A 22,610-nucleotide genomic window follows, 5' to 3' on the forward strand; every position below is an offset into this window, starting at 1 on the left:
GAGGAGTTTTTATGTTTTACACTTGTTTTGACTGGTTTTGCCGCAAAGGCATTAAGACGCAAAGTCTGGTTTTTCTACCGTTTTATTAATCTCGCAGAGAGGCAGAGGCGCAAAATTTCTATTTTTGAGGTGTTTTACTTTTGAAAACTCATGCCCTAGCCCCGATAGAAGTGGAAATCCTTTTATTTTGGGGTTCAAAATAAAAGATTGAAACGGATAGCGGGAAATAGCTCCTTAAAAAAAGTAAATCCCATTTTTTTAAATTCCAAATTCCAAACCAAAAGGCTTCGACTTCGCTCAGCCGGACAATCGGTATTCAAATCATAACGATTTCACTCAAACCTTAGAGTTTTTCACTCTTATATATTATAGTAGAGCTTTCTACTTATATAAACAAACTGGAGGCTTTGTAAATATGTCCAGTTATACAAATGGACACCACAATTATATATACTTACATAATAAAGCAATCTTCTACATATATATATTGTATGTATTTTTGTAATCACTTATATTTGCATTCACAAAATTATAAACAATGATCAAGATTACTTTACCCGATGGGTCAATTAGAGAGTTCGCTCAAGGCGTAACTCCAATGGAGGTCGCTAAAAACATTAGCGAAGGTTTTGCAAGAAATGTTATTTCTGCATCTTTTAATGGTACAACTATTGAAACCGAGACTCCATTAACGACCGATGGTAATCTTATATTATATACTTGGAATGATGCTGAAGGTAAAAAAGCTTTCTGGCATTCGACTTCGCACGTAATGGCGCAAGCTCTAGAGGAATTGTACCCTGGAATTAAATTAACTCTTGGGCCGGCAATTGCTAATGGGTTTTACTATGATGTGGATTTTGAAGACCAAAAGATCTCTGAGGCTGATTTTAAAAAGATCGAAGATCGTGTTCTTGAGATTTCAAGAGGTAAACATGAATTCAAAATGCGTCCGGTTAGTAAGGCTGATGCATTAGAAATGTACAAAGACAATGTTTACAAGACTGAATTGATTTCTAATCTTGAAGACGGTACTATTACTTTTTGCGATCACTCTACTTTTACTGATTTATGTCGTGGTGGACATATTCCGAATACTGGAATCATCAAAGCTATGAAAATCATGAGTGTTGCCGGTGCTTACTGGAGAGGTGATGAAAAAAACAAGCAGCTGACTCGTGTTTACGGAACTTCTTTCCCTAAACAAAAAGATTTAACTGAGTATCTTGAACTTCTTGAAGAAGCTAAACGTCGTGATCACCGTAAATTAGGAAAGGAACTTGAATTGTTTGCTTTCTCTCAGAAAGTGGGCCAAGGTTTACCTTTATGGTTACCAAAAGGTGCTGCGCTTAGAGAGCGTTTGGAGCAATTTTTAAAGAGAGCTCAAAAGAAAGCAGGTTACGAGCAAGTTGTGAGTCCGCATATTGGACAAAAAGAACTTTACGTAACTTCTGGTCACTATGCTAAATATGGTGCTGATAGTTTTCAGCCGATACATACTCCTGCTGAAGGTGAAGAGTTTTTATTGAAACCAATGAACTGTCCTCACCACTGTGAAATTTACAATGTAAGACCTTGGTCGTATAAAGATTTACCTAAGCGTTATGCTGAATTTGGTACTGTATATAGATATGAGCAATCTGGTGAGTTACATGGTTTAACTCGTGTTAGAGGTTTTACTCAGGATGATGCACATATTTTCTGTACTCCGGAACAATTAGATGAAGAGTTCAAAAAAGTAATTGACCTTGTACTATATGTATTTGGTTCGTTAGGTTTTGAAAACTTTACTGCTCAAATTTCATTGAGAGATCAGGAGAATAGAGAGAAATATATTGGTACAGATGAAAACTGGGAGAAAGCTGAAAACGCAATTATCAATGCTGCAGCTGACAAAGGTTTGAATACTGTTGTAGAATATGGTGAAGCTGCATTTTACGGACCTAAGCTTGACTTTATGGTTAAGGATGCTTTGGGAAGACAATGGCAGTTAGGAACAATTCAGGTTGATTACAACCTTCCTGAGCGTTTTGATTTGACATACAAAGGTGCTGATAATGAATTACATCGCCCGGTTATGATTCACAGAGCTCCTTTTGGATCTATGGAACGTTTTATAGCAATTTTACTGGAGCACACTGCAGGAAATTTCCCACTTTGGCTAATGCCTGAGCAGGCTATTATATTGTCTTTGAGCGAGAAATACGAAAATTATGCTAAAAAAGTTTTAGATTTGCTAGAAAATCACGAAATTCGCGCCCTAATTGACAACCGAAATGAAACTATCGGTAAGAAAATTAGAGATGCAGAAATGCAAAAAATTCCATTTATGCTTATCGTGGGTGAGGAAGAGGAGAAAAACGGTACAATTTCTATTCGTCGCCACGGCCAAGAAGGAAAAGGTAATATCACTGTTTCTATCGAAGAATTTGCTTCGATTGTAGACGAAGAAATAAAAAAGACATTAAAAGTATTTACAGTTTAACTTAAATTAGAAAGTCATAGCAATAAAAAGTAACAGAGGTTTTCAACCTCGAGTAGAAAAAAAAGATGCACACAGAATAAATAACAATATTCGTGGTGTACAGGAAGTAAGGTTAGTAGGCGAGAACATCGAACCAGGTGTATTTAAGCTTGCAGAAGCTTTACGTCTAGCAGATCAGTTTGAATTAGACTTGGTTGAAATTTCGCCAAATGCTGAGCCGCCGGTTTGTAAAATCATGGATTACAAGAAATTTGTTTACGAACAAAAGAAGCGTGATAAGGCATTAAAAGCTAAATCATCGCAGGTTGTAGTAAAAGAGATTCGTTTTGGTCCTCAAACAGATGAGCATGATTATGAATTTAAAAGAAAGAATGCTGAGAAGTTCTTAAAAGAAGGAGCTAAATTAAAAGCATTTGTTTTCTTTAAAGGACGTTCGATCATCTATAAAGATCAAGGACAAATTTTACTTTTACGTTTGGCAACAGATTTAGAAGAGCATGGTAAAGTGGAAGCTATGCCGGTTCTTGAAGGAAAGAGAATGATTATGTTCATTGCTCCGAAAAAGAAAAAGTAAAACAGTTTGCAGTCGCAGTTTTCAGTTTTCGCATTGTAAACTGAAAACCGAGACTGACAACTAAAAAAATAAGTAAGTAAGAATAAATTAAAACACTAGGAAAAATGCCTAAAATGAAAACTAAATCTAGCGCTAAGAAACGTTTTAAAGTTACTGGTTCTGGAAAGATTAAAAGAAAGCATGCTTTTAAAAGTCACATCTTGACTAAAAAATCTAAAAAACGTAAATTAGCTTTGACACACTCAGCGCTAGTTCACTCAACAGATATGAAAAGCATCAAACAACAATTAAGAATTATCTAATAATTCTTTAGGTTAAAAAATTATTTATATAACCTTGGAGTATGGCTTTCAAGTTCCTTTGATTCAATTCAGGACGCCTGCTACAAAAACACATTAAAATTATGCCAAGATCGGTAAATTCAGTTGCTAAAAGAGCAAGAAGAAAAAAAATAATGAAGCAAGCCAAAGGTTTCTTTGGTAGACGTAAAAACGTTTGGACAGTTGCTAAGAACGCGGTAGAGAAAGCGATGAGCTACGCTTACCGTGACAGAAAACAGAATAAAAGAAATTTCCGTTCATTATGGATTCAACGTATTAACGCTGGAGCTAGATTAGAAGGAATGTCTTATTCTCAATTCATGGGGAAAGTTAAAGCTAACGGAATCGAATTGAACCGTAAAGTTCTTGCAGATTTAGCTATGAACCACCCAGAAGCTTTCAAAGCAATACTTAATAAAGTAAAATAAACGTTTTATAAACTCAATTTAGATTACTTACTTATCATAAAGAAACCATTCGTTAATTCGGATGGTTTTTTGTTTTTACGATAATCTGCTTTACCTTTAATCCTCTCATAAAACAATTGTAAAATGTTTACGGCACTTTTTGATCATATTCAGAAATTCATAACACTAGAGCCTTCAGAAATTGATATATTAGAAGCATGTCTTACTATCTCGAAAGTAAAAAAGAAAGAACACCTATTACAGGAAGGCCAGGTTTGTAATAACTTATATTTTATACTAAAAGGCTGTGCGAGACAATATATCATTAATCCGAAAGGTGTAGAACAAACTTTGCAATTTGCAGTTGAAAATTGGTGGATAACCGACTATTTAAGTTATCACAACACTACTCCATCCCATTTCTATATTCAAACAGTTGAAAACTGTGAATTAATCGCAATTGAAAAAAGCACTTTAGAGTCTCTGTTAATTGAAATTCCGAAGCTGGAAAGATATTTTAGAATTGTTTCTCAAAAATCATTTGGAGCTGCTCAAATGCGTATTAAATTTTTATTTACAATGTCTGCAGAGGAAAGGTATCATCATTTTAATAATCAAAATCCGGAGTTTGTACAGCGTGTACCACAATACATGCTTGCCTCCTATTTAGATTTTTCTGCAGAATTTATGAGTAAAATCAGGGCTGGAAAAGTATGATTTCAATTTCTTGAAGTAGTTCAAGTTTTTAAAAGGATACATTACTGACCTTTGTAATGAACTTTTAAAACACATAAAAATGAAATCAAGAATTCTTATCCCAGAAGCTGCCCCACAAGCTTATCAAGCTTTAATTAACTTAGAAAAATATATCTCTACTACTTCATTAACTCCAGTTCATAAAGAATTAATTAAAATACGCGCTTCTCAAATTAATGGTTGTGCTTATTGTATCAACATGCACACTGCTGATGCGAGAAAACATGGTATTTCTGAACAGAGAATATACTTAACAAGCGCATGGCGTGAAGCTGATGTTTATACTGAAGAAGAAAAAGCTATTTTAGCTTTAACAGAACAGGTAACTTTAATTAACAATCATGTTACTGACGAAGTTTATCAAAATGCTGCAAACTTATTTGATGAAAAATATTTAGCAGAAATTATCCTTGCAATCATTACTATTAACTCTTGGAACAGATTGGCAATTACTACAGGATTAAGAGCTGTATAATTCCTTTATAAGGATAAATTTTACAACATTTTTAAAATTCTAAACCCTCCTGCCAGAGGGTTTCTTTGTATTTACCTGTAAATGAGACTCAGTTAAATAAAAATTCAATCATTTTACAAAAACAGGTATTTATACTCTTTCATAGGAATTTAGGTTTTCTATTTTTGATTTATGATTTCAAAATACACTACAATAAATTCATACTCTATGGCAGTTTCTTTTGTCTTTTTTGCATGTCAGAAGGAGTATTCTAATTCTTCTAATTTAAAAAACTCACAACTCAAAAATATAACAAGTATAAATCTTCATCGGATTTTTCATTAGTTATTTATAAGTACGGGGAAATACGGAAATCCGTACGAAGGCTATAACTAAGAGGATTAATTTTGAAAAAAAGAATAGGTTTCAATTTACTATAAAATAAAATTTGTATGTTCAAAAAGGTTTTAATTGCAGAGGACATAGACAGTATTAGTGCAACAATTATAAAAGTTCTTGAAGAATTAGAAATTCCGGTAATTCATCATGTAAAATATTATGATGATGGTTTATTAAAAATCAGAAAAAGTCTTCTTGACAATGAGCCGTATGATTTACTAATTACCGATTTATCTTTTAAAATGGATCATCGAAATACCAACATTTTGAACGGTGAAGAGCTTATTAACTCCGTGAATAAAATACATCCACAATTAAAGAAAATTGTATTTTCATCGGAAGATAAATCATATAGAATAAAAAAGCTTTTTAATGAATCAAAGATCACGGCTTATGTTTCTAAAGGAAGAAACAGTATTGAGGAGTTAAAAATTGCTATGCAAAAGGCTTACAAGAATGAAGAGAAAATACTTTCTTCAGATTTAAGCTTTAGTTTTAATGATAAATCTTTAATTGAAATTGAATCTTATGACATTTCTATTTTAACCTTAATGGCAAGAGGCTATATTTTAGGAAACATTTCAAATGAATTTAAGGCAAAATCGATAACTCCAAACGGAACCAGCAGCATTGAGAAACGAATTAATAAATTAAAAATATATTTTAAAGCTAATAACAATGTACACTTAATTGCTATAGCCAAAGATTTCGGCTTAATTTAAATCCTGTTAAACTTTATGAAACTTAAATATAAATTTAATCTGATATCGAAGATCAACACAGCCAGCAATAAAATTATCATAAAAACATTACTGCTTTGTCTTTTCTTGTCTATATGTTTTGCTTATGTTTCTGAAAAAACGGGCTGGCTTGAAATAGACTGGAAGATTATTTTTATACCTGCACTTCTTGTTTTGCAAATAATAATTATTGGAAAAGCTTTACAAAATAGATATAAAAAGCTTTAAGTATTTTGATTTAAAAATATCGAAATGCTTATATTTGATTTTTTAAAGCCTTATGAAAATTCTTATAAATTACGTTCTCTTATTATTCATTTCTTTCCATTCTTTAGCACAGACTAAGATTATTTCCTGGAATTTGGAAAATTTTGGAAAATCTAAATCACAATCTACCTTAAATTTTATTGCTAATACGGTACGCGATTATGATATTGTTGCCATCCAGGAAGTTGTTGCCGGATACGGCGGCTCGCAGACTGTTGCGAAACTTGCCATATTGCTAAATGAAAAAGGGTCAAAATGGGATTATGTTATTAGTGATCCTACAAGTGGAACCAGCTATAAAAAAGAACGCTATGCTTTTCTTTGGAAAACAAATAAAGCCAAATTAAAAGGAGAACCATGGCTTGAAAAAAAGTATAATTTAGAAATTGACCGCGAACCCTATTTTGCAACTTTCGAGATAAACAAAAAAACATTTACTCTGGTCAATTTTCATGCAATCACAAAAAGCAAACAGCCGGAAACTGAAATTAAATATTTTAAATTTCTGCCTCAGCAATATCCCAATCTCAATTTAGTATTTACCGGAGATTTTAATTGTCCGGAGTCCCATACTGTTTTTAATCCGTTAAAGAAAATGGGATATACTTCGATGCTGCAGAAGCAAAAAACTACTTTAAAGCAAAAATGTAATGGAGATATTTGCCTTGCTTCTGAATTTGATAATACTTTTTATAACCCAAATCGATTAAATCACATCGATTCAGGAGTAATTTTATTCTATAAAAAATTCAATACGCTTCAGGATGCCCGAAAAATATCCGATCATATTCCTATTTGGCTTGAATTTTCGTTGAATTAAATTATGTTTTGAGCTTTTTCTTTTTTGCTGCTGGGAATAAAACGTTATTTAAAATCAAGCGATAACCCGGAGAATTAGGATGTAAATCTAAAACAGTTGGCGGATCTCCAACCTGATGCTGAAAATCTTCGGGATCGTGCCCTCCAAAAAAGGTAAACATTCCTTTTCCTTTTTCTCCGTGAATGTATCTTGCTTCACCATTTAGTTCGCAGGTTCCCATCACTAATACATTTGATTTTACTAATGTTTCATTAAAAGAAGTGGTTTGTCCCATAAATCCTTTTACCAATTGTGTATGATTTTGGCATAACATACTTGGAATTGGATCCCATTTTGCAGAAAATTCCATTAAGGTAAAGTAATCTTTTTCCATTGGGACTCTTCTTTTACCAGTCATATCAATATCCGAAAACTCATAAACTTCTGGTCTTCGCTCTAAAATAAAGTCTTTGAATGCAAAAGAGTTTGCATAATTTAGTTTTGATTGATAATTAGATTCACTTGGGTCTCCATCAAACATAGTTTCGCAAATATCTACACCATCTGCTGCAAGCGCAATATCAAAACTATCAGTTGCTGAACACATGGCGAACATAAATCCGCCGCCGATAACAAAATCTCTTATTTTTTTTGCTACTGCACCTTTTTCCTGAGATACTTTAGAGTAACCCAATTTAGTTGCTAAAGCTTCTGCATCTTTTTTCTGTTCGATATACCAAGGTGTATTTTTATAAGCAGCATAAAATTTCCCATATTGTCCGGTAAAATCTTCGTGATGTAAATGCAGCCAATCATATAGTAATAATTGGTCACTTAAAACTTCTTCATCATATATTGGGGTAAATGGAATTTCTGCATAAGTTAATACTAATGTTACAGCGTCGTCCCAAGGTTGTTTTCCTTTTGGAGTATAAACGGCAATTTTTGGCGCTTTTTCAAGAACAACTGATTCCATATTTTGTGATGGACTTGAAATATCATTTAAAATTGAGGCTTCTTCACTATCTGACAGTATCTCAAAACTAACGCCTCGAATTTTACATTCTTTACGAATTTCATCCGCATCCGGTAATAGAAATGAGCCTCCGCGATAATTAAGCAACCAACTGGCTTTGTAATCTCTGCTCAAACACCAATAGGTAATACCGTAAGCTTTTAAGTGGTTTTGCTGCGTTGTTTCATCCATCGGAAGTAAAATAAACGAAGCTTTTGCATTAAGGGAAAGCAATAAAATGAAAATATAAACTAAACTTTTTTTCATCAAAAAATATTTTAAGTAAAGATATAAAGGAAGCTTATAAAATCACAATAGAAGACTGGTTTTATAATAATATAAAACTGTTAATTAACAAGAATACAAAAAAGTTGAAAGATTGAAATTTTGTAAAAAACAGGTAAAAATACGTAAACTATGACAACTTTTTCTGCCTAAATTTGGAATCTAAAATCGACCAAATTAATCGATTAAAATCAAACCAAATGAATTACAACCAAAATAATCAACCAAAAGAATTTAGCATAATGCAAAAAATAGGTATTTGTGTACTCGTTTTTACAATAATCGTTTATTATGTTTTATCCATTCAATTTTTAACAAGTTAAAATTATAATGTCAAAACAGCAATTTCATTTTGAATAGCATAAACAACTAAACCGGCAATATTTCGTGATTCTGTTTTTAGCAATAAATTATTACGATGTCCTTCTACAGTTCGCGGACTTAAAAAAAGATGTTCTGCTATCTCTGTAGTTGTTTTTTGCTGACAGATAAGCTGTAAAATTTCAATTTCACGCGGAGAAAGAAAACTTGTTTCAAGATTCCCTTTCGAGTTTTTAGAAGATACAATAGTTTCCTGAATAGTTTTTAATACATTTTCGTTGTAAAAAAATCCTTTTCTGTTAACTTCATTAATCGTTTTGATTAGATCTTTTGGAGTTGTGTTTTTAATGAGGTATGCCACTGCCCCAACCTGAATCATATTTGCAATAAATGATTTTGAATCATAGCTGGTCAGTGCTATAATTTTAATATCGGGAAAAGATTTTCGAATAATTTTTGTTGCTTCGACGCCATTTAAAACCGGCATTTTCAAATCCATGATAATGATATCTGGCTTGACATCATTATTTTGTAATTTGTTAACCAGCTCTTCACCGTTTGAAGCTTCAAAAATAATTTCAATATTGTCTTCTCTTTGCAATAAAAAAGCTATTCCTTTCCGAAACAATACTTCGTCATCGACTAAGGCGATTTTAATTACGGCATTCATTTTGTTTGTTTTTGGTCATTTGGTTTCCCGAAATTACAAAATATGAATTAATAATAACTACAGAACCTTGTTTTATTGATCCTAAAGCATAATTATTTACTAAAATTCATATCAAAAGGTAAAAATTACAGCAATACCTTTATTTATTTCTGAATCTATTTTAATAGTTCCGTTTAAAAAGGAAACCCGGCTGTCAATATTTTTCATTCCAAGTCCTTTTTGATTTTCACTGTTTTTGCTGTCAAAACCAATTCCGTTATCTTCATAATAACAAGTATTTATTCCGTTATTATCTTTAAAGGCAATCCAAATTTCTGTTGCTTTACCATGACGGAGCGAATTATTCATTAATTCCTGCAAAATTCTAAAAATGTGCAAATGACGATCGATATTATCATCAAAATCTATTTCATTTTTATAATAGGTTTTAACTGATTTACTGCTTTCAAATTCTTCGCATAATTCTTCAACACCGGCATTTAATCCAAATTTTTCAAAAACCGGCGGTAATAAATTATGAGCAATTTTTCTGGAATTCTCTAAGGCCTTTGCCGTCAGGTTTATAATATTATCTGTGATCTCGATAGTTTCTGCTTCGGTTAAATTAGGTGCAGAAAGTAAATGCGTATTTAAAGAAACAATATTAAGTTTTGAACTTATATCATCGTGCAAATCTTGTGCAATACGTTTACGTTCTTCCTCTTGTGTCACTATAATGGCGTGAAGCTGTTCTTTTTGATACTGTAATACAAGATCTTTTTTCTCGAGTTCTTTCTGTATTATTTTTTTTCTGGAGAAATAGAAAAATATTATCAATACAACTGCTACAATTATAAAGAAAAGAGAGATATACAATATAATGGCAACAAGTTCTTTTTCAGGGATTGAATGGGTATTCATATCAAAATTCTATATTAAACATTAAGATTTTAAGTTAACCGAACTTTTGTAAAAACTTTTTATCCAATCGTATAAAATGAAAAACTGATAGATTAAAATTAAAAAAGCATTTAATATCCAGGTCAGATATTTAAGTTCGCTGCTAAGTCCTAAAGAAAAATTTCCAATTAAATACAACACTGTGCTTGCTAGTAAGTAAAAGACAAGACCTACGGTAGTATAATAATAACTTTTATTTTCTGTCAGCATATTATAAAAATGAAACAAGGCATAAATTACAATAAGCAGATTAGTCAAAGTAATTTCAAATAAATTAAACTTAAAAAACTCACTTGAATCTATATAAAATTGTATCGCTAAAACTAACAATGCTATGGTAAGGCTAATTTTTATAAATATTTTTTGGCTCTTTATCTGAGTTAGTGAATTATAAAAAATTCCAAGTAATATCATTTGTCCAATAAAGAACATATTGACAAAAATTAAATTAGTCATTCCAAGGTGATAGCATAGTTCCATACTAAATTGCATAGTAAAGCAAAAAGCTAAATAAGAGACAAAAAAAACATTAGCTTTTCCCTTTCGGAAAAAGCTATATGAATAGACTATTAGGTTTATTAATAAAACGGTATATGTCGAGTATATTAATAATTCTTCATTCATTTTTTATATGCTGAATATTAATATGGAGGACTAGGACGTGTGCCATCGAACACAATATCATCAGCAGATTCTGCTCTATTTTGCTGAGATGATGAATGCCCGTAAACATCTACATATTTACCCGTTTCTTTATCATATTGTGCACCAACAAAAAGTAAGGTTTTTTCTTGTTGATCATTGATACCAATATATGCACGAACAGCATCTGTATTTAGTGCAAGTACATTTTCTAAGCTTTCTCGTGGAATTAAAAAAGATTTTACTTTGTTTTCTCGGGTTTCGATCGTGGTATCATCCTCGTATCTTTTTTCCCACACTTCTGCAGTAGCCAACGGGATTTGGATTGGCCCCGGAAAGTTTTTTTCGCTCATAGTTTTTGAATTTTAATTAGTTAATAGTTTTAGAATTGTTTATGGTTTTGCTAATCTACCGAATTAATTTTTATGTAGAAATATTATTTTGTGAAATTATATATGGACGTGTTTAATCGCTGAATAAAAAAAAATCTTTACAAGCTGGCTGCTCATAAAGATTTTTTTATTTAGAATTTTATTTAAATTAAAATGGAACATCACTGTCGTCATCGTCATCATTTAAATTGCTTCCAAAGGCTTCATTTGCCGAAGGAAGATTATTAGTTATAAACGGATTATCATCATGATTCATTTTTGATGGTAAATCATCATAACTTCCCGAAAATTCATCAAGATTATCAAATTTTCCTAAGTGTCCTAAAAATTTCAAACGGATGTTTTCAATACCACCATTACGGTGCTTGGCTATCATAATTTCGGCCTGACCAGCTGTTGGCGAAGCTTCTTCATCATCCCATTCCTCAATTTTGTAATATTCTGGTCGGTATAAAAACGAAACGATATCGGCATCCTGCTCAATTGCTCCAGATTCACGAAGATCTGACAGCAACGGACGTTTACTAGAACCACGTGTTTCTACAGCACGCGACAGCTGAGAAAGTGCAATAACCGGAACGTTAAGTTCTTTTGCCAAAGCTTTTAAGTTTCGGGAAATTGTCGAAATTTCCTGCTCACGATTTCCTCCTCCTTTATTATTTCCTCCAGCAGTCATCAACTGCAAATAATCTATAATGATAATTTTAATACCATGCTGCGATGCTAAACGACGACATTTTGCTCTTAAATCGAAAATAGAAAGTGAGGGTGTATCATCAATAAATAAAGGTGCTTTCTCTAAATCTTTCACTTTAGTACTCAACATTGTCCATTCATGAGCCTCTAATTTACCTGTACGTAATTTTTCTGATGACAATCCTGTTTCAGAAGAAATAAGCCTCGTAATTAACTGAACAGATGCCATCTCTAGAGAGAATAAAGCTACTGCATGCCCATATTGAATAGCAATATTTCTAGCCATAGAAAGTACAAATGCCGTTTTTCCCATCGCTGGTCTGGCCGCGATAATAATTAAATCACTTGGCTGCCATCCGGATGTTAATTTATCCAAGTTATGAAAACCAGTTTCTACACCACTTAATCCTTCTTTTTTAGAAATTTCTTCAATTTTCTTTTTAGCTTGTAAAACTAAACTTTGTGCAGTTTCAGAACTACGTTTAATATTTCCCTGCGTTACTTCGTATAATTTAGATTCTGCTTTATCCAATAAATCAAAAACGTCTGCACTTTCATCATACGATTCTTCAATAATTTCTGAAGAAATTCTAATCAAACTTCTCTGAATAAATTTTTGAAGAATGATACGCGAGTGAAATTCGATATGCGCCGAAGAAGCAATTTTTTGAGTAAGCTGAATCAAATAAAAATCTCCGCCTGCTAAATCTAATTTTCCGTTTTTCTTTAACTGAGTTGAAACTGTTAAGATATCGATTGGCTGAGTTTCGGTAAAAAGCTGTAAAATCGCTTCAAAAATATGTCGGTGTGCATCTTTGTAAAAAGCATCGGGCTGCAAAATATCAATTACATCATCAACCCCCTTTTTATCAATCATCATTGCTCCCAACACAGCTTCCTCCAGATCAAGTGCTTGCGGCGGCAATTTTCCTTTCTCCAGATTAATAATAGTGGTTTTATCTACCTTTACAGGATTTACATTCTTGAAATTTTCCATATAGCGAAAGTAACAAAATTTAAAAAAAAATTGTTATCTAGTTATAACTATTAAATGTTTATAAATATTTTGCTTTTGTTGATAACCAAAAAAAAATCCGAAACCGCAGGGCTTCGGATTTTTAATCATATTATATGAATTTACTCTTTATACTCGCCCATGTTGCTGTATTTGTCCATTCTTTGGGCAATAAGCTCGGCTGTTGATAAGTCTTTCAATTCGTTATATCCTTTGGTAATGTATTCTGCCACTGTTTTAAAAGTAGTTTCGCGGTCGTAGTGCGCTCCGCCTAGTGGTTCAGGAATTACATCATCAACTAATTTTTGTTTTTTCATGTCAGAAGAAGTCAATTTTAAAGCATCTGCAGCACGTTCTTTGTACTCCCAGCTTTTCCATAAAATTGAAGAACATGATTCTGGGGAAATTACAGAATACCAAGTATTCTCTAACATATAAACTTTATCTCCCACACCTATTCCTAATGCTCCTCCAGAAGCTCCTTCACCTACAATAATGGTAATAATTGGCACTTGCAGACGAACCATTTCGAAAATGTTTCTTGCAATAGCTTCTCCTTGTCCTCTTTCTTCGGCTTCAAGCCCTGGATATGCACCCGGAGTATCTACTAAAGTTAAAACCGGGATTCCGAATTTCTCTGCCATTTTCATTAAACGCAAAGCTTTACGGTATCCTTCTGGATTTGCCATACCAAAATTACGGTATTGACGTGTTTTTGTATTAAAACCTTTTTGCTGACCGATAATCATAAACGATTGTCCGTTTACTTTACCAAGACCACCAACCATTGCTTTATCATCTTTAAAACCTCTGTCTCCATGAAGTTCTAAGAATGTATCACCGCAAATTGCTCTGATATAATCTAAAGTATAAGGTCTATTTGGGTGTCTTGACAATTGTACACGCTGCCAAGCCGTAAGGTTTTTGTATATTTCTTTTTTAGTCTCTACTAATTTCTTGTTGATTTCTTTACAAGTTGGCGTAACATCAACGTCAGATTCTTTTCCAATTATAACACACTTTTCTAACTGTTCTTCAAGTTCTTTTATTGGAAGCTCAAAATCTAAATATTCCATGGATTTTTGAATTTTGTTTTTAAATCGAACCGCAAATATAAAAATATTATACTATTCGTGTGATTATTTCGTGTTTAAAATGTAAAAATGTAATTTAAAAATAAGGCAAATACTACACTTTTTCTTTATTCTTATAATGTTTAAAAACACCATTTAAAATAACTGTAATAACAATTATTACAGCTCCTATGTAAAATTCGGTACTCATTTTTTCTTTTCCGCCGAGGATAAAATAGGCCAAAAGAATACCGTAAACCGGCTCTAAATTAGTAGTTAACATTACCGTATAAGGAGTTAAGCGCTGCATTACTTTTACCGAAACAGTAAAAGCATAAGCTGTACAAACAGAAGCTAAAATTAACAACAAAACCCAGTTATTTAATGACATTACAAAAAAATCAGCATTGAATTTTCCTATCACTAAAAAATAAATGGAGATAAAGAAAACTCCAGCGCCAAATTCATAAAATGTAATAACTGAAGGTTCGTGATCTGAGATTAATTTCCCATTCATCAGCGTAAATAAAACTCCTAGAATTATCGAAATTAAGGCATAATAAACTCCTGTGAGATATTTAATTTCAACCTGTAATATCAATCCTAATCCGGCAATAATGATTAATCCGAAGAAAACTTCGTACCATAAAATCTTTCTTCCGTAAAAAAGCGGTTCTAATAAAGACGCAAAAAAAGCGCCAAGCGAAAAAATCGACAATGTTATAGAAACATTTGATACGTGAATGGCTTTAAAAAAGAAAATCCAATGGAGTGCAATTAATAACCCAACGAAAATTAATTTAGCAAAAGATTGTGCTGATATTTTAAAAGACTGCTTTTTATAAAGAATAAATCCACCAAGAAAAATTCCGGCAATCAACATTCTAAACCACACTAAATTTTCGGCATCAATTGTAATTAAAGCTCCAAGAATAGCGGTAAATCCCCAAATAAAAACAATTAAATGAAGGTTTAAGTAACTTTTTAAATTATCGTTTCGCATTACGTAATAAGTAAACTGCCAAAATTCCAAAAACAATATTGGGGAACCAAACAGCTAATAAAGGTGAAAAAGTAGATTTTTCGGCAAGAGTACCAAATATTTTATCAAAGAATACAAATGAAAACGCAATTGCGATTCCAATTGCTAAATTCATTCCCATACCACCGCGGCGTTTCATTGCAGAAACGGATACTGCAATAATAGTCAGGATAAAGGCAGAAACCGGAATACTGTATTTTTTATAAAGAACTACTAAATAGGTATTGATGTTTCCTGAACCTCTTTTTCTTTCTTTCTCAATAAAATCAATTAATTTGCCTAAAGTCAATGTTTCTGCTATATAAACAACAGGCGTTAAATCAGCAAGTTCAAACTTAAATTTTATTTTTTTCTCAGGTTCTTTTTCAATTACATCATTTAAATCAGCTAGAGTTCTTTTTGTATAATCATACAAAATATAGGTTTTTAATTTCGGGTCCCATTTAATACGGCTTGCTGTAATTTTATACGTTAGTTTATCTTTTTCAAAATGCTCTAACGTAAAATTAAACGCTGTTTTAGACTCTTCATTAAAACTGTTTACAAAAATAAAATCATGATCATTGATCTGTCTGTAAACATTGGTGTTTTCACCCCGCATGAGTTCCTTTCCATTTCCTTTCAAATAAGTATACCTAAAATTATTATACCCTTCACTTGCAGCCGGAACAATAAAAAATCCCATCAGCAAAACGAAAATCGAAACGATTGTTGCACCTATGATATAAGGACGTAAGAAGCGCGTAAATGAAATTCCTGAACTTAAAATTGCAATAATCTCTGTATTATTTGCCAGTTTTGAAGTAAACCAGATTACCGATAAAAACAAAAATATCGGAAATAAAGAGTTTATAAAATAGATCGTAAAATTGTAATAATAGAACGCGATATCCATAAATGGAATCTTGTTTTCGAGCATCTTATTTACTTTTTCAGAAACGTCAATTACGATTCCAATTGGCGCAAACAAAAGCAGCATCACAGAGAAAGTTCCGAGATATCTTTTTAAGATGTATTTATCTATTATTGACAGCATATAGTTTTTGTTTTTGTTGTTTCAGGTTTCATGTTTCAAGTTCTGTAGAACGTGAAACATGAAACCTGAAACTTGAAACTCTTTTTTTTTAAAGTCTTTGACTCATATTTTTAACCATCATTTCTTTCCATGGTCTAAAATCGCCTGCTAAGATATGTTTTCTAGCTTCACGAACCAACCACATGTAGAAACCAAGATTATGAATTGTCGCAATTTGTTTTCCTAAATATTCGTTAGCGGCAAATAAGTGGCGTAAATATGCTTTTGTGTATTCTGTATCTACAAAAGTATGTCCCATTTCATCAATAGGAGAAAAATCAGCTTCCCACTTTTTGTTTTTAATATTGATTGTTCCGTTTGCCGTAAACAGCATACCGTTTCTTGCATTACGTGTTGGCATAACACAGTCAAACATATCAATTCCTAATGCAATATTTTCTAATATATTAATAGGAGTTCCTACTCCCATTAAATAACGAGGTTTATCTTCCGGAAGAATTTCGCAGACAACTTCAGTCATCGCATACATTTCTTCAGCAGGTTCTCCTACTGATAATCCGCCAATTGCATTTCCCTGTTGACCAGAATTCGCAATATATTCGGCTGACTGACGACGCAAATCTTTATAAGTACTTCCCTGAACAATTGGGAAAAAAGTCTGCTCGTAACCGTATTTATAAGGAACTTTTTCTAAATGATTAATGCAGCGATCCAGCCAGCGGTGTGTCATGTGCATTGATCTTTGTGCGTATCTGTAATCGCAAGGATAAGGCGTACATTCGTCAAAAGCCATAATAATATCGGCTCCAATAGTACGCTGAATTTCCATTACATTTTCTGGAGTAAAAAAGTGGTAAGAACCGTCAATATGCGATTTAAACTTCACTCCTTCTTCTTTAATTTTTCTGTTTGAAGAAAGAGAATAAACCTGATATCCACCCGAATCTGTCAAAATATTACGATCCCAATTCATGAATTTATGCAATCCTCCTGCTTTTTCAAGAATTTCTGTCTGCGGACGTAAATATAAATGGTAAGTATTTCCCAGAATAATATCCGGATTTATATCGTCTTTTAATTCACGCTGATGCACTCCTTTTACCGAAGCCACCGTTCCAACAGGCATAAAAATAGGCGTTTCGATTACGCCGTGATCAGTAGTTATACTTCCCGCTCTTGCTTTAGACTGCGGATCTTTTTGTAATAAATCAAACTTCATGTGTTTCTTTTTTCAGTCGGCAAAGATAAGTTAATTTCAGGGAAATTTAATTAATTAGATAATTTGTCCATTATAAAATTGAGTTAATTCAAAAACAAAACTTCTAACCACATTATGTATAACATTTAACTTCTATTGGGCGTTCCCTTCGGTCGGGCTATCCGCTATATCTTTTGTTCCAGAAAAACTCATTGTTAATTAAGCCCAAACATTTGTCACAAAAGGATGTCGCTTCTATCCCTAACGCAAAAAAGACGTGACCGTTACACGAGAAATTTTTAAATTTGAATAGTATTAAAAATTCTTTGAAGAACAAAAAATTCAACATTGTCAGGCTGAGGAAAGTCGAAGCGCTCACAAAGCAGAGCCATCAAACAAAAAACAAAACCTGTTTAAAGCCATGAAAACCCGTTTGCCATTAACTCAAACAAAATAAAATGAATTTAGCTCAAAAACTTGGATATCCTGAAAACTCAAAACTATTAATCATTCATGCGGATGATGCCGGATTATCACATTCAGAAAATCAGGCAACGATTAAAGCACTTCAAAACGGATCTGTAAACTCATATAGTATAATGGTACCTTGCCCGTGGTTTTATGAAATGGCAGTATTTGCGAAAAACAATCCAAATTATGATTGCGGAATACATTTGACATTAACTTGCGAATGGGAAAATTATAAATTCGGACCTGTTCTTCCAGTTTCTGAAGTTCCGAGTTTAGTCGATCAAAACGGTTATTTTTATAAAACCAGAAAGGATTTTAAAGAAAATGCAAAACCTTCTGAAATCAAAAAAGAACTAATCGCCCAAATTGAAAAAGCTTTGCAATTTGGTATTCAGCCTACACATCTTGACTCGCATATGTGCAGTGTTGGCGTAACTCCAGAAATTTTAGAGATTTATAAAGAACTCGGAAAAACATACAATTTACCTGTTTTCATCAATAAAGATTTTGTAGAATCCATTAGTTTATCTGATGAAAAATATGATTTTGAAAATACTCTTTTAGCAGACAATCTTTTAATTGGATATTATAATGATTTCGAAAAAGGAGAACTTAAAAAATCTTACGAAAAAGCTTTAGACAGTATTACTACAGGATTTAATGTTTTCTTGCTTCATCCTGCTTTTGATGATTTTGAAATGCAGGGTATTACTGTAAATCATCCCAATTTTGGTTCAGAATGGCGTCAAATTGATTTTGATTATTTTACAAGCGATGAATGCAAAACGAAATTAAAAGAAAACGGAATTCAATTAATTACCTGGAAAGAGATAGGACCAATTATATAATTTGTCAATTTAGATAATGAGGTAATTTTCTATTTTAATGTGAATATTACAATATCCTGTTATTAAAAGTATAAGAAGCAAAAATCATTGATTTCATAACTTTATAAAAAATATTAAAATAAAGAAATCATGATAAACTCAGAAGAAAAATTAGATCAAATCAGGGATGAACAAATTGAAAGAAATCTGGAAAACCTGGATTATCCGGCAAATGAAGATATTTACAATCAGGAAGATAAATTAGAAGATATTGACCCGGAAGGCATTTCTGGCGAAAGAATCATTAATCAGGACAATCATGAATGGAAACAAAATAGTGATAAACTTGGAAATGATCTTGATGTTCCGGGTTCTGAACTTGATGATGATCAGGAAGAAATAGGTTCAGAAGACGAAGAAAATAATTTCTACAGCGAGGGCGATAATAATTAGCTTTATATCGTTCGATTATTCCAAAAGCTCCTTAAGGGGCTTTTTTTGTTTAGCAAATTACTGGAAATCATAACATCTAAAATGTGGAATTTAAAAATTCTAAACCAAATTGGCTTTTTTTTTAAGATTAATAAAAAAAGAAACAGAATTTAACAATTGTGATAAACTAAAGCAGAAAATCATTTGTCTCCCCGCAAAATAACGATTACTTTTGCAACAGTTTAACTTTTACATATAAAATGAAGCCTAACACACAACAATTAAGCGATTTAACGATCCAAGTAAGAAGAGATATTCTTAGAATGGTACATGCTGTAAACTCTGGCCACCCAGGTGGATCACTAGGTTGTACTGAATTTTTGGTTACACTATACCAAAATATTATGGACCGCAAAGAAGGTTTTGATATGAACGGAATTGGAGAAGATCTATTCTTCCTTTCTAATGGGCATATTTCTCCAGTTTTTTATAGCGTATTAGCACGTAGCGGTTATTTCCCTGTTTCAGAACTTGCAACTTTCAGATTATTAAACTCACGTTTACAAGGACACCCTACAACTCACGAAGGGTTACCTGGAGTTCGTATAGCTTCTGGTTCATTAGGACAAGGTTTATCTGTAGCTCTTGGAGCAGCTCAAGCTAAAAAATTAAATGGAGACAATCATTTAATTTATTCTTTACACGGAGATGGAGAATTACAAGAAGGTCAAAACTGGGAAGCTATCATGTATGCTTCTGCTAAAAAAGTAGACAACATAATTTCGACAATTGACCTTAACGGAAAACAAATTGATGGTACAACTGACGAAGTTTTACCAATGGGAAGTATCCGTGCTAAATTTGAAGCTTTTGGCTGGGATGTTCTCGATATCGAAAAAGGAAACGACATTGATGCAATTCTTGCAGGTTTAAATGATGCAAAATCAAGAACAGGAAAAGGTAAACCAGTTTGCATTTTACTACATACTGAAATGGGTAATGGTGTTGATTTTATGATGCACACTCATGCATGGCATGGTAAAGCACCAAACAACGACCAGTTAGCAGGTGCTTTAGGTCAAAACATCTCAACTTTAGCAGACTATTAAAAACCAGCTTTAAGCTTTAAGCAGTATGCTTTATGCCTATTGCCTACAGCCTATTGCGTACAGCAAAATATAAAATGAAAAAATACGAAAATACAGGAAGTAAAGATACTCGTTCTGGTTTTGGAGCGGGAATGACTGAACTAGGTCAAAAAAATGAAAATGTAGTAGCACTTTGCGCAGATTTAATTGGATCATTAAAATTTGACGATTTCAAGAAAAATCACCCGGAGCGTTTTTTCCAAATTGGTATTGCAGAAGCAAACATGATTGGTATCGCTGCAGGTTTAACAATTGGAGGAAAAATTCCATTTACTGGAACTTTCGCTAACTTTTCAACAGGAAGAGTTTACGACCAAATTCGTCAATCTGTTGCTTATTCAGACAAAAACGTAAAAATCTGTGCTTCTCACGCTGGTTTAACATTAGGAGAAGATGGTGCAACGCACCAAATCTTAGAAGATATCGGATTAATGAAAATGTTACCAGGAATGACTGTAATCAATACTTGCGATTACAATCAAACTAAAGCTGCAACATTAGCATTAGCAGATCATCATGGTCCTGCTTATTTACGTTTCGGTCGTCCGGTTGTGCCTAACTTCACTCCTGCTGACGAGCCATTCGTAATTGGAAAAGCAATTTTATTAAACGAAGGAACTGATGTTACTATTATTGCAACAGGGCACTTAGTTTGGGAAGCTCTTATTGCTGCTGAAGCTCTTGAAGCAAAAGGAATTTCTGCTGAAGTAATCAACATTCATACTATTAAACCACTTGACGAAGAAGCTATCCTTAAATCGGTTGCTAAAACAAGATGTGTAGTTACTGCTGAAGAGCACAACTACCTTGGAGGTTTAGGAGAAAGCGTTTCTGGAGTATTAGCTTTAAACAATCCAACTCCGCAAGAATTTGTAGCAGTACAAGATAGTTTTGGTGAATCTGGAACTCCAGAGCAATTAATGGAAAAATACAAATTAAACAATCAGGCTATTGTTGAAGCTGTAGAAAGAGCTATTAAAAGAAAATAATTTTTAGTTTCTTACTTTATAAAAAAAACCTCGAAAGTGATTTCGAGGTTTTTTTTATGTCTTATGTTTTATTATTTATTTCTTTTGATAAGGATATGTATTATCCAAATGAATTCTTTTTCTTCCTGCAGCTGTATAATCTGCCGGTAAAAAACTTTTAGGATTATCAATTGATTCAGTTGGATCAGCAGGATTTTTAAGAGGACCAGTTGGTCTTCTAGGAATTCCTCGCGGCTCTGTTTCATCTGTATTTGGCGTACTTGGATTATCAATAACTGGATCCCAAGGATAATAGGTACTTGCTCCGTTAAACACTCCATTTACCCAGCCAATATGCTCAGTAGGTTTAGTGATTTCATAATAAGTAGAATAACCATCTCCATCATCATCAGTATCTACATAATCCGGAACACCATCTTTGTCTGTATCATCAGCCACCATCGTTGCTGGAGGAGTTGGATATCTTGCAGTATCTCTAAAATCATAAATATACCCATCTCCATTTAGATCTTCCTGATAATCGAAAACACCGTCAAAATCATGATCTAATCTTTGAAGACTGAACAATTTAAAACTAAATACTAAAGGTGAATAAGCCGGAATAGCATCTTGTCCTGACCCATAATATCCTAATCCAGAAGGCAAAAACATAACTCCTGCACCAAAATCTGAATACGTTATTGTTCCATCGGCAGCCGGAGCGCTAGGTGTACCTGTTTTAAACTGCGGGAAAATTTCGCCCCATCCATCAATTACAGATTGTGCTGCATACAAATACAATTCAAAACTTCTTCCCACACCATAAGAAGAATCAAATACGGTTCCGTTTAACAAACTTCCTGTATATGAAGCAAAAATCCTGTCTGAATTTAAAGGAGCCTCTCCAGAACCTTTATTTAAGGATAAGTAATATACTTTATAAGTAACATCGTGATTGTAAACATCTCTTGATTGCAAAGGATATACTGTTTGATTCATGATTGAAGTTTGTGTTCCTCCTGCCGGAATTTTTTCAATCGTTATATCAAAATTAGCCGTTACTTCTTTTATATAATGAGTATTTAAATATTTAACAATAGAGTCATTGTCAGCTTTATATTGTTCTTTATAATCTCTTAAAGGAACTGTTTCCGGGTCATCATGGTCTTTACTACAGGAAACTATAGCTATACCCGCAAGTAATAAAATAAAATAATATTTAAATTTATTCATTATTGT

24 protein-coding genes are annotated in these 22,610 nt (G+C 32.8%); 13 read left to right on the top strand and 11 right to left on the bottom strand.

The window, feature by feature from the left end:
- The first annotated feature begins 538 nt into the window (after nt 1-538).
- From thrS to FLAPXU55_RS17575, 9 genes are all read left to right on the top strand, one after another.
- Nucleotides 539-2,485, top strand: coding sequence for a threonine--tRNA ligase (gene thrS, locus FLAPXU55_RS17540; RefSeq protein ID WP_053474258.1), 1,947 nt, complete (start codon nt 539-541; stop codon nt 2,483-2,485).
- A gap of 22 nt (nt 2,486-2,507) precedes the next feature.
- Nucleotides 2,508-3,059 carry a translation initiation factor IF-3 gene (infC, locus tag FLAPXU55_RS17545; RefSeq protein ID WP_073489566.1) on the top strand — a complete coding sequence of 184 codons (552 nt, stop codon included), beginning with the start codon at nt 2,508-2,510 and terminating at the stop codon, nt 3,057-3,059.
- Between the two features lie 104 nt (nt 3,060-3,163).
- Nucleotides 3,164-3,361, top strand: a complete 198-nt coding sequence (gene rpmI / locus FLAPXU55_RS17550; RefSeq protein ID WP_007810722.1) for a 50S ribosomal protein L35 — start codon at nt 3,164-3,166, stop codon at nt 3,359-3,361.
- A 101-nt stretch (nt 3,362-3,462) separates the two neighbouring features.
- Nucleotides 3,463-3,807, top strand: coding sequence for a 50S ribosomal protein L20 (rplT, locus tag FLAPXU55_RS17555; protein WP_008464948.1), 345 nt, complete (start codon nt 3,463-3,465; stop codon nt 3,805-3,807).
- 123 nt (nt 3,808-3,930) lie between these two features.
- On the top strand, nt 3,931-4,503 hold the full coding sequence (locus FLAPXU55_RS17560) for a Crp/Fnr family transcriptional regulator (protein WP_180859815.1): 573 nt from the start codon (nt 3,931-3,933) through the stop codon (nt 4,501-4,503).
- Between the two features lie 79 nt (nt 4,504-4,582).
- Complete coding sequence (locus tag FLAPXU55_RS17565) at nt 4,583-5,017, top strand: carboxymuconolactone decarboxylase family protein (protein WP_053474261.1); 435 nt, start codon at nt 4,583-4,585, stop codon at nt 5,015-5,017.
- Between the two features lie 431 nt (nt 5,018-5,448).
- Nucleotides 5,449-6,117 carry a DNA-binding transcriptional response regulator gene (locus FLAPXU55_RS17570; RefSeq protein WP_053474262.1) on the top strand — a complete coding sequence of 223 codons (669 nt, stop codon included), beginning with the start codon at nt 5,449-5,451 and terminating at the stop codon, nt 6,115-6,117.
- 15 nt (nt 6,118-6,132) lie between these two features.
- On the top strand, nt 6,133-6,363 hold the full coding sequence (locus FLAPXU55_RS24250; RefSeq protein ID WP_053474263.1) for a hypothetical protein: 231 nt from the start codon (nt 6,133-6,135) through the stop codon (nt 6,361-6,363).
- Between the two features lie 52 nt (nt 6,364-6,415).
- Nucleotides 6,416-7,222: an endonuclease/exonuclease/phosphatase family protein gene (locus FLAPXU55_RS17575; protein ID WP_180859816.1), complete on the top strand. Its 807-nt coding sequence runs from the start codon at nt 6,416-6,418 to the stop codon at nt 7,220-7,222.
- 1 nt (nt 7,223) lies between these two features.
- Here FLAPXU55_RS17575 and FLAPXU55_RS17580 read toward each other — a convergent pair whose 3' ends face one another.
- The 10 genes from FLAPXU55_RS17580 to tgt form a co-directional block, all read right to left on the bottom strand.
- Nucleotides 7,224-8,483 (bottom strand): asparagine synthetase B, encoded by a 1,260-nt coding sequence (locus tag FLAPXU55_RS17580; protein ID WP_180859817.1) that lies wholly within the window; start codon nt 8,481-8,483, stop codon nt 7,224-7,226.
- A 343-nt stretch (nt 8,484-8,826) separates the two neighbouring features.
- Nucleotides 8,827-9,492, bottom strand: a complete 666-nt coding sequence (locus tag FLAPXU55_RS17585) for a response regulator transcription factor (protein WP_053474266.1) — start codon at nt 9,490-9,492, stop codon at nt 8,827-8,829.
- Nucleotides 9,493-9,603: 111 nt separating this feature from the next.
- Nucleotides 9,604-10,392 (bottom strand): sensor histidine kinase, encoded by a 789-nt coding sequence (locus tag FLAPXU55_RS17590; protein WP_053474267.1) that lies wholly within the window; start codon nt 10,390-10,392, stop codon nt 9,604-9,606.
- A gap of 21 nt (nt 10,393-10,413) precedes the next feature.
- The gene (locus FLAPXU55_RS17595) at nt 10,414-11,055 is read right to left on the bottom strand and encodes a hypothetical protein (RefSeq protein WP_180859818.1); all 642 of its coding nucleotides are present in this window, start codon (nt 11,053-11,055) and stop codon (nt 10,414-10,416) included.
- A gap of 17 nt (nt 11,056-11,072) precedes the next feature.
- On the bottom strand, nt 11,073-11,426 hold the full coding sequence (locus FLAPXU55_RS17600; RefSeq protein WP_053474269.1) for a hypothetical protein: 354 nt from the start codon (nt 11,424-11,426) through the stop codon (nt 11,073-11,075).
- Between the two features lie 187 nt (nt 11,427-11,613).
- Nucleotides 11,614-13,158 (bottom strand): replicative DNA helicase, encoded by a 1,545-nt coding sequence (dnaB, locus tag FLAPXU55_RS17605; protein ID WP_053474270.1) that lies wholly within the window; start codon nt 13,156-13,158, stop codon nt 11,614-11,616.
- Nucleotides 13,159-13,298: 140 nt separating this feature from the next.
- Nucleotides 13,299-14,252: an acetyl-CoA carboxylase carboxyltransferase subunit alpha gene (locus tag FLAPXU55_RS17610; protein ID WP_053474271.1), complete on the bottom strand. Its 954-nt coding sequence runs from the start codon at nt 14,250-14,252 to the stop codon at nt 13,299-13,301.
- 112 nt (nt 14,253-14,364) lie between these two features.
- Complete coding sequence (locus tag FLAPXU55_RS17615) at nt 14,365-15,252, bottom strand: DMT family transporter (RefSeq protein WP_180859819.1); 888 nt, start codon at nt 15,250-15,252, stop codon at nt 14,365-14,367.
- A complete protein-coding gene (locus tag FLAPXU55_RS17620; protein WP_056201516.1) occupies nt 15,239-16,327 on the bottom strand; it encodes an LptF/LptG family permease in 1,089 nt (362 codons plus the stop codon). Before FLAPXU55_RS17620 ends, FLAPXU55_RS17615 begins: the two co-directional genes overlap by 14 nt.
- A gap of 88 nt (nt 16,328-16,415) precedes the next feature.
- Entirely contained in the window at nt 16,416-17,546 is a 1,131-nt protein-coding gene (gene tgt, locus FLAPXU55_RS17625; protein WP_035649585.1) for a tRNA guanosine(34) transglycosylase Tgt, read from the bottom strand.
- A 437-nt stretch (nt 17,547-17,983) separates the two neighbouring features.
- Here tgt and FLAPXU55_RS17630 point away from each other — a divergent pair, with 437 nt between their 5' ends.
- The 4 genes from FLAPXU55_RS17630 to FLAPXU55_RS17645 all read left to right on the top strand — a co-directional run bounded on the left by FLAPXU55_RS17630 (nt 17,984) and on the right by FLAPXU55_RS17645 (nt 21,392).
- Nucleotides 17,984-18,844 (top strand): polysaccharide deacetylase family protein, encoded by an 861-nt coding sequence (locus tag FLAPXU55_RS17630; RefSeq protein ID WP_180859821.1) that lies wholly within the window; start codon nt 17,984-17,986, stop codon nt 18,842-18,844.
- Nucleotides 18,845-18,973: 129 nt separating this feature from the next.
- Nucleotides 18,974-19,276 carry a hypothetical protein gene (locus FLAPXU55_RS17635; RefSeq protein WP_180859822.1) on the top strand — a complete coding sequence of 101 codons (303 nt, stop codon included), beginning with the start codon at nt 18,974-18,976 and terminating at the stop codon, nt 19,274-19,276.
- A 239-nt stretch (nt 19,277-19,515) separates the two neighbouring features.
- Nucleotides 19,516-20,364 carry a transketolase gene (locus tag FLAPXU55_RS17640; RefSeq protein ID WP_053474275.1) on the top strand — a complete coding sequence of 283 codons (849 nt, stop codon included), beginning with the start codon at nt 19,516-19,518 and terminating at the stop codon, nt 20,362-20,364.
- A gap of 74 nt (nt 20,365-20,438) precedes the next feature.
- Nucleotides 20,439-21,392 (top strand): transketolase family protein, encoded by a 954-nt coding sequence (locus FLAPXU55_RS17645; RefSeq protein ID WP_180859823.1) that lies wholly within the window; start codon nt 20,439-20,441, stop codon nt 21,390-21,392.
- A 75-nt stretch (nt 21,393-21,467) separates the two neighbouring features.
- Here FLAPXU55_RS17645 and FLAPXU55_RS17650 read toward each other — a convergent pair whose 3' ends face one another.
- Nucleotides 21,468-22,604 carry an FKBP-type peptidyl-prolyl cis-trans isomerase gene (locus tag FLAPXU55_RS17650; protein ID WP_180859824.1) on the bottom strand — a complete coding sequence of 379 codons (1,137 nt, stop codon included), beginning with the start codon at nt 22,602-22,604 and terminating at the stop codon, nt 21,468-21,470.
- Nucleotides 22,605-22,610: the final 6 nt, after the last annotated feature.

This window comes from Flavobacterium panici, from assembly GCF_903819335.1.
GTDB classification, from domain to species: Bacteria; Bacteroidota; Bacteroidia; order Flavobacteriales; family Flavobacteriaceae; genus Flavobacterium; species Flavobacterium panici.

Bases quoted from the DNA above. Each gene is read 5' to 3' on its own strand.
- thrS (WP_053474258.1), top strand. From the start codon at position 539: ATGATCAAGATTACTTTACCCGATGGGTCAATTAGAGAGTTCGCTCAA.
- rpmI (WP_007810722.1), top strand. From the start codon at position 3,164: ATGCCTAAAATGAAAACTAAATCTAGCGCTAAGAAACGTTTTAAAGTT.
- rplT (WP_008464948.1), top strand. From the start codon at position 3,463: ATGCCAAGATCGGTAAATTCAGTTGCTAAAAGAGCAAGAAGAAAAAAA.
- FLAPXU55_RS17560 (WP_180859815.1), top strand. From the start codon at position 3,931: ATGTTTACGGCACTTTTTGATCATATTCAGAAATTCATAACACTAGAG.
- FLAPXU55_RS17565 (WP_053474261.1), top strand. From the start codon at position 4,583: ATGAAATCAAGAATTCTTATCCCAGAAGCTGCCCCACAAGCTTATCAA.
- FLAPXU55_RS17570 (WP_053474262.1), top strand. From the start codon at position 5,449: ATGTTCAAAAAGGTTTTAATTGCAGAGGACATAGACAGTATTAGTGCA.
- FLAPXU55_RS24250 (WP_053474263.1), top strand. From the start codon at position 6,133: ATGAAACTTAAATATAAATTTAATCTGATATCGAAGATCAACACAGCC.
- FLAPXU55_RS17575 (WP_180859816.1), top strand. From the start codon at position 6,416: ATGAAAATTCTTATAAATTACGTTCTCTTATTATTCATTTCTTTCCAT.
- FLAPXU55_RS17580 (WP_180859817.1), bottom strand. From the start codon at position 8,483: ATGAAAAAAAGTTTAGTTTATATTTTCATTTTATTGCTTTCCCTTAAT.
- FLAPXU55_RS17585 (WP_053474266.1), bottom strand. From the start codon at position 9,492: ATGAATGCCGTAATTAAAATCGCCTTAGTCGATGACGAAGTATTGTTT.
- FLAPXU55_RS17590 (WP_053474267.1), bottom strand. From the start codon at position 10,392: ATGAATACCCATTCAATCCCTGAAAAAGAACTTGTTGCCATTATATTG.
- FLAPXU55_RS17595 (WP_180859818.1), bottom strand. From the start codon at position 11,055: ATGAATGAAGAATTATTAATATACTCGACATATACCGTTTTATTAATA.
- FLAPXU55_RS17600 (WP_053474269.1), bottom strand. From the start codon at position 11,426: ATGAGCGAAAAAAACTTTCCGGGGCCAATCCAAATCCCGTTGGCTACT.
- dnaB (WP_053474270.1), bottom strand. From the start codon at position 13,158: ATGGAAAATTTCAAGAATGTAAATCCTGTAAAGGTAGATAAAACCACT.
- FLAPXU55_RS17610 (WP_053474271.1), bottom strand. From the start codon at position 14,252: ATGGAATATTTAGATTTTGAGCTTCCAATAAAAGAACTTGAAGAACAG.
- FLAPXU55_RS17615 (WP_180859819.1), bottom strand. From the start codon at position 15,252: ATGCGAAACGATAATTTAAAAAGTTACTTAAACCTTCATTTAATTGTT.
- FLAPXU55_RS17620 (WP_056201516.1), bottom strand. From the start codon at position 16,327: ATGCTGTCAATAATAGATAAATACATCTTAAAAAGATATCTCGGAACT.
- tgt (WP_035649585.1), bottom strand. From the start codon at position 17,546: ATGAAGTTTGATTTATTACAAAAAGATCCGCAGTCTAAAGCAAGAGCG.
- FLAPXU55_RS17630 (WP_180859821.1), top strand. From the start codon at position 17,984: ATGAATTTAGCTCAAAAACTTGGATATCCTGAAAACTCAAAACTATTA.
- FLAPXU55_RS17635 (WP_180859822.1), top strand. From the start codon at position 18,974: ATGATAAACTCAGAAGAAAAATTAGATCAAATCAGGGATGAACAAATT.
- FLAPXU55_RS17640 (WP_053474275.1), top strand. From the start codon at position 19,516: ATGAAGCCTAACACACAACAATTAAGCGATTTAACGATCCAAGTAAGA.
- FLAPXU55_RS17645 (WP_180859823.1), top strand. From the start codon at position 20,439: ATGAAAAAATACGAAAATACAGGAAGTAAAGATACTCGTTCTGGTTTT.
- FLAPXU55_RS17650 (WP_180859824.1), bottom strand. From the start codon at position 22,604: ATGAATAAATTTAAATATTATTTTATTTTATTACTTGCGGGTATAGCT.